The organism is Enterococcus sp. C50 (genome assembly GCF_040887505.1).
GTDB lineage: Bacteria > Bacillota > Bacilli > Lactobacillales > Enterococcaceae > Enterococcus_B > Enterococcus_B thailandicus.
This window is the reverse complement of the sequence record NZ_JBFOFW010000001.1, coordinates 438,295-454,586: the sequence shown is the minus strand read 5'-3', so window position 1 is coordinate 454,586 and position 16,292 is coordinate 438,295. Positions and strand designations below refer to the sequence as shown.

12 protein-coding genes are annotated in these 16,292 nt (G+C 38.3%); 11 read left to right on the top strand and 1 reads right to left on the bottom strand.

Features of this window, described 5'->3' with window-relative positions; translation table 11 throughout:
- Position 1 precedes the first annotated feature (1 nt).
- Positions 2-604: a hypothetical protein gene (locus AB3I20_RS01995; RefSeq protein WP_067484376.1), complete on the top strand. Its 603-nt coding sequence runs from the start codon at positions 2-4 to the stop codon at positions 602-604.
- Positions 605-655: 51 nt separating this feature from the next.
- Positions 656-907 (top strand): LPXTG cell wall anchor domain-containing protein, encoded by a 252-nt coding sequence (locus AB3I20_RS01990; protein WP_067484379.1) that lies wholly within the window; start codon positions 656-658, stop codon positions 905-907.
- Positions 908-930: 23 nt separating this feature from the next.
- Here AB3I20_RS01990 and AB3I20_RS01985 read toward each other — a convergent pair whose 3' ends face one another.
- Entirely contained in the window at positions 931-2,466 is a 1,536-nt protein-coding gene (locus tag AB3I20_RS01985) for a ClC family H(+)/Cl(-) exchange transporter (RefSeq protein ID WP_067484382.1), read from the bottom strand.
- Between the two features lie 164 nt (positions 2,467-2,630).
- On the opposite strand from AB3I20_RS01985, the gene pcrA reads away from it, so the two are divergent.
- The 9 genes from pcrA to AB3I20_RS01940 all read left to right on the top strand — a co-directional run bounded on the left by pcrA (position 2,631) and on the right by AB3I20_RS01940 (position 16,281).
- Positions 2,631-4,868 carry a DNA helicase PcrA gene (gene pcrA / locus AB3I20_RS01980; protein ID WP_368026867.1) on the top strand — a complete coding sequence of 746 codons (2,238 nt, stop codon included), beginning with the start codon at positions 2,631-2,633 and terminating at the stop codon, positions 4,866-4,868.
- A gap of 16 nt (positions 4,869-4,884) precedes the next feature.
- Positions 4,885-6,927, top strand: a complete 2,043-nt coding sequence (ligA, locus tag AB3I20_RS01975) for an NAD-dependent DNA ligase LigA (protein WP_067484387.1) — start codon at positions 4,885-4,887, stop codon at positions 6,925-6,927.
- Positions 6,928-7,026: 99 nt separating this feature from the next.
- Positions 7,027-7,332 carry an Asp-tRNA(Asn)/Glu-tRNA(Gln) amidotransferase subunit GatC gene (gene gatC / locus AB3I20_RS01970; RefSeq protein WP_067484390.1) on the top strand — a complete coding sequence of 102 codons (306 nt, stop codon included), beginning with the start codon at positions 7,027-7,029 and terminating at the stop codon, positions 7,330-7,332.
- Positions 7,332-8,804 carry an Asp-tRNA(Asn)/Glu-tRNA(Gln) amidotransferase subunit GatA gene (gene gatA / locus AB3I20_RS01965; protein WP_067484393.1) on the top strand — a complete coding sequence of 491 codons (1,473 nt, stop codon included), beginning with the start codon at positions 7,332-7,334 and terminating at the stop codon, positions 8,802-8,804. Before gatC ends, gatA begins: the two co-directional genes overlap by 1 nt.
- On the top strand, positions 8,801-10,231 hold the full coding sequence (gene gatB, locus AB3I20_RS01960) for an Asp-tRNA(Asn)/Glu-tRNA(Gln) amidotransferase subunit GatB (RefSeq protein WP_067484397.1): 1,431 nt from the start codon (positions 8,801-8,803) through the stop codon (positions 10,229-10,231). The genes gatA and gatB overlap by 4 nt, the downstream gene beginning before the upstream one ends.
- 10 nt (positions 10,232-10,241) lie before the next feature.
- Positions 10,242-11,285, top strand: a complete 1,044-nt coding sequence (locus tag AB3I20_RS01955; protein ID WP_067484400.1) for a diacylglycerol kinase — start codon at positions 10,242-10,244, stop codon at positions 11,283-11,285.
- A 114-nt stretch (positions 11,286-11,399) separates the two neighbouring features.
- Positions 11,400-12,776, top strand: a complete 1,377-nt coding sequence (gene rlmD, locus AB3I20_RS01950) for a 23S rRNA (uracil(1939)-C(5))-methyltransferase RlmD (protein WP_197485213.1) — start codon at positions 11,400-11,402, stop codon at positions 12,774-12,776.
- A gap of 222 nt (positions 12,777-12,998) precedes the next feature.
- Positions 12,999-14,030 (top strand): LacI family DNA-binding transcriptional regulator, encoded by a 1,032-nt coding sequence (locus AB3I20_RS01945; protein ID WP_067484404.1) that lies wholly within the window; start codon positions 12,999-13,001, stop codon positions 14,028-14,030.
- Positions 14,014-16,281, top strand: a complete 2,268-nt coding sequence (locus AB3I20_RS01940; protein WP_067484406.1) for a TIM-barrel domain-containing protein — start codon at positions 14,014-14,016, stop codon at positions 16,279-16,281. Before AB3I20_RS01945 ends, AB3I20_RS01940 begins: the two co-directional genes overlap by 17 nt.
- The last annotated feature ends 11 nt before the right edge of the window (positions 16,282-16,292 follow it).

The window sequence follows — 16,292 nt, the reverse complement described above, 5'->3', positions numbered from 1 at the left end:
AATGAAAAAAAGATTAGCTAGTTTGTTTATTGTAGGAAGTTTCGTAGGGGGATTGGTTCCCATTGCTGTTCAAGCACAAGATGTGATTGGTGACGGTAGTGCAGAAATCAAAGTGAATGGATCGATTGGATTGGATAATACGGATCCAACAGAAACAATTGATGAAGAGAGTGAAGATTGGATCAATGTAACTTTAGATACCGCGACGATTTTCTATAACATCAGTGGTCGTACCAATATTGAATCGCCAACATATACAATCAAAAATAATTCGGGTCGTCCCGTAGATGTGACGATTACAAAATTTGAAAAAACCAACAGTGAGTCGATCTCAGAGATTTCAAGTTTGAAATTCGTATCGCCTGAAGCAAGTGATACAGCATTAATTTCAAGTGGATCAGTCACAGATTTTGAGACAACGCCAGCTCGATTATTTACATTAGCAAACAATGAAGGAAAACTAACTTCAGCTGGTGAAAGTACTTCAGCGTCTGAAACAACATTTGGTTACCAAGGAGTCTTATCTTCAAGCACAGCTGCCAAAAGTGCACCAACATTTGATTTAACTTTACAATTAGATGCTGTTTCTTGGACTGCACCGTAAAGAATTTTTCAACTTCGCTTTGGTGTTGAAAGGGATCGCAGGTGATAACTTATGGATACGACACTAAAAATCAAAGGATCAATTGGTATGGATTCTGAAAGTTTGCCGGCTGAACAGGAAGAAGGTAACGAAAAAAACATTGAGACTGTATTACAAACAGAAACGAGAACGATTGAAGACTTCCCCAAAACAAGTGACTCGTCAAACGTTTTTTTCAGTGTACTTGGCATGCTTTTTGTTTTTATAGTAATTGGTCTCAACTATGGGTATAAAAAAAGAGTGAGTATGAATGAAAATTCATAGCCACTCTTTTTTTTGCTGAAATGCTAGCTAGACTTTAGTTGGATTTCTTTTTTGATTGATGCCATATTTGATTCATCTGTCAAAATGACCAGAATATCTCCAACTTTCATTACTGTGTCACCATGAGTGATCAATTCTTTTTTTCCTCGATAAATTGAAATAAGCAACATATTTTTGGGCCAATTAAAATCGCGAACCATGATGCCGTCTAGTTGACTTTCAGCTGTAACAGGGAAATCAAAAGTGGTTTTCTTTCCAGATGATTGCTTTGGCTGATTGTCAACTAGTCGTTCAAGCAAAGATTCATAAATCGGATGTCCACCCAATAAATCATTTACGATATAGGCAACCAAAGAGGCAACGCCAAGTGGCATCAAATGGTTGAGTGAGCCAACCATTTCCGTCACGAGGATTATTGCAGTCAGAGGTGCTTTTCCAATGGCTGTAAAGTAACCTGCCATAGCAATCACAACGAAGTCTTTCACAAAAACAGGATCCATTCCAAAATAAAGAACAAGCAACTTTCCGTAAAGACTGCCAATTAGGGCGCCCAATGTCAAAATGGGTAAGAAAATTCCTCCTGGTAAACTACCACCATACGAAACCATGGAGAAAACAAAGCGAATGATTAATAGTAAAATAATTCCTTGAAGTGGCGGCGTTAGTTGTCCTAACTGCACGACGATTTGATTACCACCACCCAAAATTGTTGGCCATAAATAACCGATTGGTAAGACCAAAAGAAAAGGAATGAGTCCGTGATAATACTCAGGCAAGGGGACTCTTTTGTAAAATCGCGGCAAAGCGAGCAATGTTTTTTGATAAATAAAACCAAGAAGGCCTAAAATAATTCCTAAAATGATCAAAGCACCATAATAATGAAAAGGTAAAGAAGGCAACGCCCCTAAATAAAGTACAGGTTTCAGTCCAAAAAAATAAAGTGAAACAGCGTTTGCGACAATTGCTGAAGTAAAAGAAGTGAGCCAAACTAATGGTGAAAATGAATGGTGAACTTCTTCAATGACAAATAACAATCCAGCAACGGGTGCATTAAATGCTGCGGCTAAGCCAGCGCTAGCGCCGCTTGAAATCAAAATTTTTTCTTCAGAGCTAGAAGAATGAAAAAGTTGGCTCGTACCTTGTCCGACTGCTGCCCCTAATTGAATGGAAGGACCTTCACGCCCTAAGAATAGACCGGAACCGACGGAAAAGATTCCGCCAACCATTTTTTTCCACAAAACAGAAAACCAATTATAAGTTAGTTCACCTTGCAATTGACCTTCCACTTGGGGAATTCCGCTTCCTTTGATCGCAGGCTCATGCTTGATCAATTGACCAACTAAAAAAGCAGCAACCAGTGAAAAAAGAAACAAGCCAATGAGAATGCTTGGTGTTTGCTGGCTTTGCTGATAAAAAAATTGAATCTTCTTGCTTAATGTTTCAATCCCTAATCGAAAAAAACTGACCACGAGTCCAGCAAATAAACCCACAAGCATTCCTTTTAAAATAAAAAGAATTCGAGTGTCATCGAATGTTATTCGTTTAAATCGTTTTTCCATCGTAAAATTATCCCTCACTTTCTTTTACTTTAGCATGAAATCTTTGTTCTGACGAGAGACGAAAAAATTGTTTCAGAAATTCGGATGATTTTCAGCTAGCTGGTTTAATGAAGAGTGGTAAAATGCTATAATTGATGAGATTGATAAAAGAAAGGATGTTGTGAATGTCATCCAAGCAAGAATTATTACAGGGGATGAATCCTCGCCAAAAAGAAGCGGTTCTTCATACCGAGGGGCCGTTGTTATTGATGGCAGGTGCAGGAAGCGGAAAGACCCGTGTTCTTACGCATCGAATTGCTTATTTAATTGAAGAAAAAGAAGTGAATCCTTGGAATATCCTAGCGATTACTTTTACCAATAAAGCCGCGAAAGAAATGAAAGAGCGTGTGAACGCAATTTTGGAATTTGGTGGCGAAGATGTCTGGGTTTCAACATTTCACTCAATGTGCGTCCGCATTTTGAGAAGAGATGTTGATTTTATTGGTTACAATCGGAATTTTACGATTATCGATTCTTCCGAACAACTTACTTTGATGAAACGTATTTTAAAAGAGCTTAATATTGATCCTAAAAAATATGATCCTCGAGGAATTTTGGGAACTGTTTCTCAAGCCAAGAATAATTTACAAATGCCTGAAGACTTTGAAAAAATGCAAGGCAGCTATTATGAAGAAATTGCTGCTAAATGTTATAAAGCTTATCAAAAAGAATTACAATACAATCAATGTATGGACTTTGATGACTTGATTATGAATACGATTCGTTTGTTCAATGAACATCCAGACTCCCTGACTTACTATCAAAATAAATTCCAATATATCCATGTGGATGAATATCAAGATACCAACCATGCTCAGTACACGTTAGTCAATTTACTAGCAGGACGTTTCCGCAATTTATGTGTTGTGGGAGATGCCGACCAAAGTATTTATGGCTGGCGTGGTGCAGACATGCAAAATATTTTGGACTTTGAAAAAGATTATTCTGATGCAAGTGTTATTTTATTGGAACAAAATTATCGTTCAACCAAAACAATTTTGGATGCTGCTAATCAAGTGATTGAAAATAATACCAACCGCAAACCTAAAAATCTCTGGACTGAAAACCAAGAAGGTGCTAAGATCACCTACTATCGTGGCGATAATGAACGTGATGAAACACGTTTTGTCATTGAAAAAATGCAACATGAAATGCGTGAAAACGGGCGAGATTATGGCGACTTTGCAGTTCTTTACCGAACAAATGCGCAATCACGTGTAATGGAAGAAACGCTATTAAAGGCCAACATACCTTATAAAATGGTTGGTGGACACAAATTCTATGATCGAAAAGAAATCAAAGACATTTTGGCGTATCTTAATGTGATCGCCAACCCGCAAGACTCAATCAGCTTTGAACGAGTAGTCAATTCGCCTAAGCGAGGAATTGGTCCTGGTTCAGTTGATAAGTTACGTCAATTTGCTTCAATTCATGAATGGGCATTGTTAGAAGCAGCTCAAAACGTGGACTTAGCAAATATTAGTGGGAAAGCTGGTCGTCAATTAGCAGAATTTGGAGCGATGATTGATGAAGTCACACAAATGGTTCCTTACTTATCTGTTACGGATTTAACGAAAGAAGTTTTGGAACGCAGTGGCTATCAAGAAGATTTGAAGATCCAAAATACACTAGAAGCACAAGCTAGACTAGAAAACTTGGAAGAATTTTTAAGTGTTACGCAAGAATTCGATAAACAATTTGAAAAACAGAATGAAGAAACAGCAGATGCACCTGAAGAAAAATTAACGGTTTTCTTGAATGATTTAGCGCTAGTTTCAGACATTGATAATTTAGAAGAAGAGACGACGCAAGTAACTTTAATGACGTTGCATGCGGCCAAAGGTCTGGAATTTCCAGTGGTCTTTTTGATTGGTCTAGAAGAAGGCGTCTTTCCACTTTCCCGTGCTTTGATGGAAGAAAGTGAACTAGAAGAAGAACGTCGATTAGCTTATGTAGGAATTACCAGAGCAGAAGAAGTCTTATACTTGACCAATGCTTTTTCGAGAACGTTATATGGACGAACACAATACAATCGTCCTTCAAGATTTATTGACGAAATTGACCAAGATTTATTGGAAATTCAAGGAATGCGACCAACACCAAAGAAAATTTCTCCATTTACGACAAAAACCACTACACCTAGTTATCAACAGCCACAAGTGACGACTGTTTCATCAAAAACAGCGACTGGTGGCGAAAACAATAGCTGGAAAGCTGGCGACAAAGTCAAGCATAAGAAATGGGGCGTTGGGACAGTCGTTCGAGTAAATGGAACAGCTACAGATCTTGAATTAGACGTTGCATTTCAAGGTCAAGGAGTTAAGCGATTATTAGCGGCATTTGCACCAATTGAAAAAGTTTAATAGTGGGGGGAAAACGATGGCACAAGAAATGACGATTGATTACGCAACAAAAAGAGCAGAAGAATTGCGTGTACAATTAAATCGTTGGTCCCGAGAATATTATGTGGAAGATCAGCCAACGGTAGAAGATTCTGTTTACGATAAACATTATGCAGAATTAGTAGCAATCGAAGCAAATTATCCAGAACTAATCACCGTAGACTCACCAACTCAAAGAGTCGGTGGTGGTGTTCTTGCAGGATTTGAGAAAGTCACGCATGACATTCCACTCTATAGTTTAAATGATGTATTTGACAAGGAAGAATTGTTTGCTTTTGATCAACGTGTGCAAAAAGCGATTGGTCATCCAGTGGATTATTGCTGTGAGTTGAAAATTGACGGGCTTTCTGTTTCATTGCGTTATGAAAATGGACTTTTTGTCCGTGGCGCTACTCGCGGCGATGGAACGGTCGGTGAAAATATTACTGAAAATGTGAAAACTGTTCGTTCCGTTCCTTTGCGGTTGAACGAACCAATTTCGATTGAGGTTCGTGGCGAATGCTTCATGCCAAAAAGATCCTTCGTCGAGTTAAATCAAAAACGAGAAGCCGCTGGTCATGATGTTTTTGCTAATCCGCGGAATGCCGCGGCGGGTTCATTAAGGCAACTTGATTCAAAGATTGCAGCTAAGCGCAATTTGGATACTTTTTTGTACACTGTAGCTGATTTTGGTCCGATGGAAGCAAAAACACAGTACGAAGCATTGCAAGAACTGGCGAAACTTGGTTTTCATACCAATCATGAAGCACAGTTGTGTCATTCAATTGAAGAAGTTTGGACGTATATTGAAAAGTTTCATGATCAACGAATTGATTTGCCTTATGAAATTGACGGAATCGTAGTGAAAGTCAATGACTTTTCACTTCAAGACCAGCTTGGGTTCACGGTCAAAGCTCCTCGCTGGGCGACTGCGTATAAATTTCCTCCAGAGGAAGTCGAAACGGTCATCGAAACAATTGAATGGACTGTTGGTCGAACAGGAGTAGTTACGCCAACGGCAGTCATGACCCCTGTTCGTGTTGCGGGGACTACGGTGAGCCGTGCCAGTCTGCACAATGGCGACTACATCAAAATGAAAGATATTCGACTGCACGATACGGTACTAATCTATAAAGCAGGAGATATCATTCCAGAAGTTGCTCGCGTGATTGAAGACAAACGACCAAAAGATAGCGAACCTTATCCATTACCAACACATTGCCCTGAATGTGAAAGCGAGCTAGTCCATTTAGACGGAGAAGTTGCTCTTCGCTGTATCAATCCAAAATGTCCGGCACAAATGAAAGAAGGGCTCAATCACTTTGTCTCCAGAAATGCGATGAATATTGAAGGCTTAGGTCCAAGAGTACTTGAACAAATGTATGATAAAAAGCTAGTCGCAGATGTTGCAGATCTATATAAACTAACAGAAGAAGAATTGCTGACGTTAGACAAGATTAAAGAAAAAGCTGCTAATAATATTCTAACAGCGATTGCCAACAGCAAGGGAAATTCAGTCGAACGGTTAATTTTTGGCTTGGGCATTCGCCATGTTGGAGCGAAAGCTGCTAAGATTTTGGCAGAACACTTCGGTAATTTAGAAGCAATCAGTCAGAGTGATTTTGAATCAATCATTGCGCTTGATAGCATGGGAACGATTATCGCAGATAGCATCGTGACGTACTTTAGTAATGAAGAAGTACATGAATTAATGGATGAATTAAAGGCTGCTGGGGTCAACTTTGACTACAAAGGCATTCGCTTGGAACAATTAGCTGAAGTAGAATCACCATTCAAGGATAAAACAGTTGTTCTAACTGGAAAGTTAACTCAATTTACGCGGGAAGAAGCGAAAGCTACGATTGAAAATCTTGGTGGAAAAGTGACTGGAAGTGTCTCTAAAAAAACAGATATCGTTGTAGCAGGTGAAGAAGCTGGAAGTAAGTTGACGAAAGCAGAATCACTAGGAATTGAGATTTGGACGGAAGAAAAGATGGCAGAAGCGTTAGCACAAAGTCATCCTGTGGAAACCGAAAACTAAGCTTTTTCAGATAAATTTCAATAAATAATTTCAGTGCTTCCACACTTGTGGTAAAATAGAGAGCAAAGTTTTTAACTCGTTTAAGAAAGAAGGGGTAGTATGGCGATTAGTGAAGAACAAGTCAAACACGTTGCCAAATTAGCAAAACTTGCGTTTGATGAAAAAGAGCTTGCAAGTTTTACAGACCAATTAGGTAAAATCATTGATATGGTGGAAATGCTTGAAGAAGTAGATACAGAAGGTGTTCCATTCACATCAAACGTGGTTGAAACAGTGAATGTAATGCGTCAAGACCGTGCACAAGCAGGTTGGAGTCGCGATGAGTTATTAAAAAATGTGCCAGAATCTGAAGATGGTTTTATTAAGGTACCCGCAATTATTGATAATGGGGAGGCAGGCGCGTAATGACAGAATTATACAACCGTTCATTAGAAGAATTGCATGGGATGCTTGTTTCTAAAGAAATAACTGCACAAGATCTAATGAGAGCAACATTTGAACGTATTAAAGAAACAGAACCAGAAATCGAAGCGTTTATTACATTAAATGAAGAAAAAGCACTTGAATTAGCAAAAGCATTAGATGAAAAAGGAATTGATGAAAACAATGTGTTAGCAGGTATTCCAATTGGGATCAAAGACAACATTGTAACGAAAGATTTGTTGACAACAGCGGCATCAAAAATCCTTTATAATTTTGACCCAATCTATGATGCAACAGTTATGGATAAAGTCTATCAAGCAGATATGATTCCTGTAGGTAAACTAAACATGGATGAATTTGCTATGGGCGGAAGTACAGAAACTTCTTACTTCAAGAAAACAAAAAATGCTTGGGATCATTCTAAAGTTCCTGGTGGTTCATCAGGTGGCTCTGCTGCAGCAGTTGCTGCTGGACAAATTCCTGTCTCTCTTGGAAGCGACACAGGTGGAAGTATTCGCCAACCGGCTGCATTTAATGGAATCGTTGGAATGAAACCAACTTATGGACGTGTTTCACGTTTTGGGTTGATTGCATTTGCTTCTTCATTAGATCAAATTGGACCAATGACAAGAACGGTTAAAGACAATGCATTAGCATTAACAGCAATCAGCGGATATGACGAAAAAGACGGAACATCATCAGGTGTTTCTGTACCTAACTTTGCTGAAGGCTTGACTGGTGACATCAAAGGAATGAAAATTGCTTTGCCAACAGAATATCTTGGTGAAGGTGTGGCACCTGGAGTCAAAGAAGCAGTATTGAAAGCGGCAGAAACATTCCGTTCATTAGGTGCAACGGTCGAAGAAGTTAGCTTGCCACATTCAAAATATGGTGTAGCAGTTTACTATATCATCGCTTCATCTGAAGCAAGTTCAAACTTGCAACGCTTCGATGGTATTCGCTTTGGCTATCGTTCTGAAAATGTGAAAAATTTGGAAGATGTGTATGTTAACTCACGTTCGGAAGGTTTTGGTGATGAAGTAAAACGTCGGATTATGCTAGGAACATTCTCATTGAGTGCAGGATATTATGATGCTTACTTCAAGAAAGCTGGCCAAGTGAGAACATTAATCAAACAAGACTTCGAAAAAGTTTTTGCTGATTATGACCTAATCATTGGACCATCTTCACCAACTGTAGCATTTGGCATCGGCGAAAATATCAACGATCCAATTACGATGTATATGAGTGATATTTTAACAATTCCAGTGAACTTAGCAGGACTTCCTGGTATGTCAATTCCAGCTGGACTTTCAGAAGGTCTTCCTGTTGGGTTACAACTAATCGGTAATTATTTTGAAGAAAAAACAATGTATCAAGCAGCGTATGCTTTTGAACAAGCGACAGAATTTCATAAGCAACAACCTGCTATTCTAGGGGGGCAAGGCGAATGAACTTCGAAACAGTCATTGGACTTGAGGTCCACGTTGAATTAAAAACAAATTCTAAAATTTTCTCACCAGCGCCTGCACATTTTGGAGCAGAACCTAACAGCAATACAAACGTGATTGACTGGGGTTACCCTGGTGTGTTACCAGTAATGAACAAAGCGGCTTTAGAGTTTGGGATGAAGGCAGCTTTAGCATTGAATTGCGAAATCTCAAAAGATACACATTTCGACCGCAAAAACTACTTCTATCCTGATAATCCAAAAGCTTACCAAATCTCACAATTTGACCAACCAATCGGTCACGATGGTTGGATTGAGATTGAAGTTGAAGGACAAAAGAAAAAAATTAGAATCGAACGTGTTCATTTAGAAGAAGATGCTGGGAAAAACATGCACGGTATCGGTGGCTATTCATACGTTGACTTAAACCGTCAAGGCACACCGCTAATCGAAATCGTTTCAGAAGCAGATATGCGTTCACCAGAAGAAGCATATGCTTATCTTGAAGCATTGCGTTCAATCATCCAGTTCACTGAAGTTAGTGATGTGAAAATGGAAGAAGGTTCTATGCGTTGTGATGCCAATATTTCTTTACGTCCTTATGGTCAAGAAGAATTTGGAACAAAAGCAGAACTAAAAAACTTGAACTCACTTTCATTTGTTAAAAAAGGACTTGCTTTTGAGGAAAAACGTCAAGCAAAAGTTTTACTTTCTGGTGGCGAAATCCAACAAGAAACTCGTCGTTTTGATGAAACAACAAATAAAACAATTTTGATGCGTGTCAAAGAGGGATCAAGTGATTATCGTTACTTCCCAGAACCAGATATTCCAAAATTTGTGATTGATGATGAGTGGATTCAACGTGTCAAAGCAACGTTACCAGAATTACCAGCATCACGTCGCCAACGTTATATCAATGATTTCGGATTGCCTGAGTATGATGCAATGGTCTTAACGTTAACGAAAGAAATGTCTGACTTCTTTGAGGCGACATTAGAAAACGGTGCAGATGCAAAACAAGCTTCTAACTGGTTGATGGGTGAAGTTTCTGCCTACTTAAATAGTGAAAAACTAGAATTAGCAGAAACACAATTAACACCAGAGAACTTGGCAGGAATGATCCGTTTGATTGCGGACGGAACAATCAGTTCAAAAATTGCGAAAAAAGTGTTCCGTGAGTTAATCGCAAAAGGTGGCGATGCACAAGGAGTCGTTGAAGCCAATGGCTGGATCCAACTATCTGATCCAAGTCAATTACTGCCAATTATCAATGAGATTTTAGATAATAACGAACAATCTGTTGAAGACTTTAAAAACGGAAAGGATCGTGCAGTCGGCTTCTTAGTAGGACAAATCATGAAAGCAACAAAAGGACAAGCAAATCCAGGTGTTGTGAATAAACTACTAAAAGATGAATTGACGAAACGTTAAGAGGAAAATCATGAAAAAAGCACGTGTCATTTATAATCCAACTTCAGGTAAAGAATTGCTGAAAAAAAACCTCGCTGATATTCTTCAAGCACTAGAAGACGCAGGTTATGAAGCAAGTGCTTATGCAACAACTCCCGAAGAAGACTCTGCGAAAAATGAAGCAACGAGAGTCGGAAAATTAGGCTTTGACTTGGTTGTGGCAGCAGGCGGAGATGGAACGATCAATGAAGTTGTTAATGGAATCGCACCTTTGAAGAAACGACCTAAAATGGCGATTATCCCGGCTGGAACAACGAATGATTATGCACGAGCACTAAAAATTCCTCGTGACAATATCAAGGCAGCTGCCGAAGTCATCAAAAAAAATCAGACGGTTAAAATGGATATTGGTCATGCCGAAAACAGTTACTTCATCAATATAGCAGCAGGTGGCTACTTAACGGAATTAACTTATGAAGTGCCATCTGAATTGAAAAGTATTTTTGGTTACTTAGCCTATCTCGCAAAGGGAGCAGAAATGTTGCCTCGAGTGAAACCAATCAAAATGCGTTTGAAGTATGATGAAGGAGAATATATTGGAAATGCGTCCATGTTTTTCTTAGGGCTAACGAATTCAGTAGGTGGCTTTGAGCAAATTGCTCCGGATGCAAAGCTTGACGATGGAAAATTTTCATTGATTATCGTCAAGACAGCCAATATTTTTGAAATTTTACACATTGCAGCGCTGATGTTGAATGGCGGACGTCATGTCGAAGATCATCGTGTGATTTATACAAAGACAAGCGAATTGTATGTTGAAACCGAAGATGATACAAATCGTCCAGTGATGATCAATTTAGATGGTGAATATGGTGGCGATGCACCGATGCACTTCTCTAATTTACATCAACATATTGAATTTTTTGCGAATACGGATAAGATTCCTGATGCCGCTATCACGGGTGTAGAGGAAGAAGAATTCGAAGAAGTTGGTAAGGAATTTGTAAAAGAAGTCGAACGATTAACAGACGAAGATATTGACGGTGACGGCAAGATCGCTGACGAGGAAAAATAGACAGACAACCGGTACTGATACTAGGAACCTAGGTCAGTGCCGGTTTTAGTTGTTGTGAAAAACAATGATTTATAGTAGAGTCAGAACTAGACAAGTAAGAAGTTAAAGGAGTAAATAATGAGCGAACAAACAGTGAAAAAAAATGAACGTTATACCGTAAAAATTATTGATTTAAGCTATGAAGGAATGGGTGTAGCTAAAATTGACGGCTACCCATTGTTTATTGAAAATGCGTTACCTGGAGAAGAAGTTGAAGTTCTTGTTTTAAAGGCAGGAAATAAATTTGGCTATGCGAAAGTAGAAAACTGGTTAACGACTTCACCAGATCGTCAACCTGTTGAAGACAAAACATTAATTCGTACAGGAATCGCTCCACTTGCACACTTAAGTTATGAAAAACAATTAGTGTTCAAACAACACCAAGTTGAAAATGTGATGGAAAAAATTGCGAAGCTACCAGAAGTGCCTGTCCTACCAGTAGTGGGGATGACTTCACCAGTTGCTTACCGAAATAAAGCACAAATTCCTGTTCGTAAAATCGATGGTCATTTGGCTACTGGTTTTTATAAGAAAAACAGCCATGATTTAGTTTCCATTACAGATTTTTACATTCAAGATCCAGAAATCGATAAAGCAATCGTTGTTGTGCGTGATATCTTAGAACGTTTCCAAGTTCGTGCGTATAACGAAGCCAAAAACGAAGGACAAATTCGTCATATCGTCATTCGTCGTGGACATTATTCACATGAAATGATGGTTGTTTTAGTTACTCGTAAAGAAAAATTCTTCAAAGCAAAAGAAATTGCTAAAGTGATTCATGAAGAATTACCAGAAGTTGTTTCTGTCATTCAAAATATCAATGAAGAGAAAACAAATGTCATCTTTGGTAAAAAGGAAGTTGTTTTATTTGGAAAAGATTACATTGAGGATCAACTCTTAGGTAAGACCTTCCGAATTTCTGCTAAGTCTTTCTATCAAGTCAATACACAGCAAGCAGAATATCTTTATCAAACAGCAATTGATTTTGCGAACTTAACCAAAGAAGATGTTGTAATCGATGCATATTCAGGAATCGGTACTATTGGTTTATCCTTAGCTGATCGTGTTGCTGAAGTCTATGGAATGGAAATCATTCCTGAAGCGATTGAAGATGCACAGTTTAACGCATTAACTAATAAAATCGAAAATGCACATTATGAAGTGGGCAAAGCTGAAAAGGCAATGAAAAAATGGCAAGATAAAGGTATCAAACCATCTGTCATCATGGTTGACCCGCCACGTAAAGGATTAGACGGCAGCTTCATTGAGTCAGCAATCGAAATGAACCCCTCTCGAATTGTCTATATTTCATGTAATCCGGCAACCTTTGCGCGCGATGCAAAATTGTTTGCCGAAGCAGGCTATGAAACAACAAAAGTGCAACCTGTTGATTTATTTCCGCAGACGCATCATGTGGAGTTGGTGGCGTTGCTAGAACAAAAAGGAAAATAACAACCGGACTTACCAAAAGCTTTATAACATCATTAGGGAAAATTGTTAGAGGCGAGGATATTAGAAGAATATCCTCGCTTTTTTGTTTTTATATTGCACATCAAAACAAAAAATAAAAGAAAAATAAAAAATGTAAACGTTGACATTGAATAGAAATAGTGATATTCTCTTTCTGACAAAACAAGTAAAACGTTTAACTTTTTTTAATTAGGAGCGGAGAGAATGAAGAAGGTAACGATCAAAGATATTGCACGAGAGGCAGGTGTTAGTATTGCGACTGTTTCAAATGTTATGAACAATAAACCAAATCGAGTGTCAGAAAAGAAAAAACGTGAGATTAACAAGCTGATGGAGAAATATAATTATGCCCCAAACCTTAATGCACGTTCTCTAGTTGCACAGGAATCAAAGATGATTGGAATTTTATATTATTCAACAAAAGAAGAAATTGATTTTGGCGATCCGTTTATTTCCGATTTGATGACTGGTCTTGAGTTTGAAGCAAAAAAACAAGGAATGTTTTTGATGTTCCATGGATTCAACGAATTAGCGGATATCGATGTACTTCAGCGAAATTGGAACTTTGATGGCTTTATTGTTGTCGGAGCTTTTGAGCATATTATTACAGAGCTGATTAATAAAATCAGTAAACCAATCGTTTTCATTGATAGTTATTATAATCATGATTTTGAGCGTGCAAATATTCTTTTTGTTAACAATGATGATCGAAAATTGAGTTATGAGGCTACGAAAACATTGCTTGAACACGGACATCGGCAGATTGCATTTTTCAGCCCGACTTTCTCACTAACAGATGATGGTGTAGTTCCACAAAGATATCTAGGTTATATGGATGCTTTAGCTGAGTATGAACTGAGACCAGATGAAAAATTATTGTTTTCCGAAGAAGAAATGGAGCGATTTATTGACTTGAGTAGCAACTATACCGCGTTTATCATCAACTCTGATTACTTAGCGGCACAATATCTTCAACAATTACGTGAACGAAAACTTAGGTTTCATTCTTTTGTAAGTTTTGATAATAATATTTTTGCTAAATTGCTCGATCCGTCACTTTCAACTGTAGACCTTAGACAAAAGGAAAAAGGGCGAATTTCAGTCCGTCAAATTAATTTAATGTTGCAGCACGCGACACAAGAGCAAACAATGGAAAACAAAATTTTAGTTGAGGGAGAACTGATTCAACGTGATTCTGTTCTAGAAAGGAAAAAAGAACATGGTAAAAATTTCTAGTAAGCAAATGATAACTGGTGAAAAGTATCGCTTTACTTTACTGACACCTCACTTAATTCGCATGGAATATTCAGAAGAGGGTAAATTTGTTGATTCTGATACACAAATAGTTGTGAATCGCGAATTCCCAGAATTTGAGTTTGACTTAGTAGAGTCAGAATCGCTAGTGGAAGTGTACACTGAGTCGTTTCATCTGCGTTATGATAAGCAAAAATTTTCAAGCCGTGGCTTGGTGATTGAAATGAAATCAAATTTTACAGATTTTAACAATCGGTGGTACTACGGTGAAAAAATTGAGACATTAAAAGGGACGACACGAACATTAGACAATGTAGATGGTGCAACGGAATTAGATGAGGGAATCATCTCTAGACAAGGCTACGCTGTACTCGATGACTCACATTCAGCCATTGCGACAGCCAAAGGAAATTTACAGCCAAGAAAAACAGGAGGAATCGATCTTTATTTCTTTGGTTATCAGCACCAATACAAACAAGCTTTGAAAGATTTTTATCAATTGACGGGACCGTCACCAATCGTTCCGCGCTATGCTTTAGGAAATTGGTGGAGTCGCTTCTGGGCTTACACAGATGAATCCTATTTAGCATTAATGAATCAGTTTACGGAAGAACAGGTTCCACTCGCAGTGAGTGTAGTCGATATGGATTGGCATCTTCGCGATATTCCAAAACGTTTTGGTAGTGGTTGGACCGGTTATTCATGGAACAAAGAGCTTTTTCCAAATCCAGATAAATTTTTACAAGAACTTCATGACCGAGGATTAAAAGTTTCGTTAAATGTTCACCCATCTGATGGAATACGTGCGTTTGAGGATGCTTATCCAGCTATTTCTAAACGAATGAAGTTAAACGTTTTACTTGAAGAGCCAGCAGAGTTTGATCTGACGAATGAAACATTTGTAAAAGGCTATTTTGAAGATGTGCATCATCCCTTGGAAGAACAAGGTGTTGATTTTTGGTGGATTGATTGGCAACAAGGTGAGAAAAGTAAAGAAGAAGGACTAGATCCACTTTGGCTGTTAAATCAATATCATTTTGAAGATCTTTCCCAAAGAAAAGAGGGACTGATACTTTCCCGCTATGCGGGACCAGGCAGTCATCGATATCCAATTGGTTTTTCAGGAGATTCTATCATTAGTTGGGCCTCATTACAATTTCAGCCATATTTTACAGCAACAGCTACTAATATTGGGTATACCTGGTGGAGTCACGATATTGGTGGACATATGGGGGGGAGTCGGGATGATGAGTTGACACTACGTTGGATGCAATTTGGTACGTTTAGTCCGATTAATCGTTTGCATAGTTCATCAAGCCCATTTAATAGCAAAGAACCATGGAATTTCTCTGGAGAAATCCAAGTAGCGATGAAGGAAACCCTTAGAGAACGTCACCGTTTACTTCCCTATTTGTACACAGCGAATGTTGAAACGAGTGAAAAAGGTGAGGCATTGATCCAGCCCCTATATTATAGCTACCCCGAAGAAAATGAAGCATATCTTTATCAAAATAACTATCTATTTGGTCAAGAACTCTTAGTTGTACCAATTGTGCATCAAATGAATCCTGATTATCAATTTGCTAAGGAAGAAATTTGGTTGCCTGAAGGAAAATGGTACGACTTTTATACAGGAAATCGGTATGCAGGACAAGCAGAATTGAGTATCTTTCGCCAAGTGAATGAACTGGCTGTGTTTGCTAAAGCGGGTGGAATTATTCCAACAGACCCAAATGTGATGGAAACAAAACCTGATTGTTTACCAGAGAAAATTGAATGGAAAATTTTTCCAGGTGACAGTAATTGTTACGAAATGATCGAAGATTTGAATGGAAAACGCTGTATCACTGTACTTTCATTAGATTGGAAAAGAAAACTCGTTTCAATTAGTACCAGTGGAGATACTTCGATTTTACCTGAAAAACGGCAGAATCAAATCTCTTTATATTGTGTAGAAAATGAAGATGGTTCCAAACTAATCAACAATATTTTTCATGCAGAAATAATTGATCAGCTTCAGCTACCAGTTAGGGAAATCGTGAAGCAAGAGGTCACTGATTTATTGTTTGAACGAATTGATCGGCCGGCTATCTCATACGAATTAAAAAATCAACTTTGGACGTATCTATCTCAGAAGCAAGAACTGATGAAGAAGTTAGCAATTGTTAAACACTTTAAAGATGAATGGCTAACAGAAATGTTATTTGAAGTCTTCTATATTGAAGAAAGTTAAGGAGGAAATGA

Excerpts from the sequence above, each read along its gene's own strand:
- gatA (WP_067484393.1), top strand. The coding sequence starts at position 7,332 with ATGACAGAATTATACAACCGTTCATTAGAAGAATTGCATGGGATGCTT.
- AB3I20_RS01955 (WP_067484400.1), top strand. The coding sequence starts at position 10,242 with ATGAAAAAAGCACGTGTCATTTATAATCCAACTTCAGGTAAAGAATTG.
- gatC (WP_067484390.1), top strand. The coding sequence starts at position 7,027 with ATGGCGATTAGTGAAGAACAAGTCAAACACGTTGCCAAATTAGCAAAA.
- AB3I20_RS01995 (WP_067484376.1), top strand. The coding sequence starts at position 2 with ATGAAAAAAAGATTAGCTAGTTTGTTTATTGTAGGAAGTTTCGTAGGG.
- AB3I20_RS01940 (WP_067484406.1), top strand. The coding sequence starts at position 14,014 with ATGGTAAAAATTTCTAGTAAGCAAATGATAACTGGTGAAAAGTATCGC.
- pcrA (WP_368026867.1), top strand. The coding sequence starts at position 2,631 with ATGTCATCCAAGCAAGAATTATTACAGGGGATGAATCCTCGCCAAAAA.
- AB3I20_RS01985 (WP_067484382.1), bottom strand. The coding sequence starts at position 2,466 with ATGGAAAAACGATTTAAACGAATAACATTCGATGACACTCGAATTCTT.
- AB3I20_RS01990 (WP_067484379.1), top strand. The coding sequence starts at position 656 with ATGGATACGACACTAAAAATCAAAGGATCAATTGGTATGGATTCTGAA.
- ligA (WP_067484387.1), top strand. The coding sequence starts at position 4,885 with ATGGCACAAGAAATGACGATTGATTACGCAACAAAAAGAGCAGAAGAA.
- gatB (WP_067484397.1), top strand. The coding sequence starts at position 8,801 with ATGAACTTCGAAACAGTCATTGGACTTGAGGTCCACGTTGAATTAAAA.
- AB3I20_RS01945 (WP_067484404.1), top strand. The coding sequence starts at position 12,999 with ATGAAGAAGGTAACGATCAAAGATATTGCACGAGAGGCAGGTGTTAGT.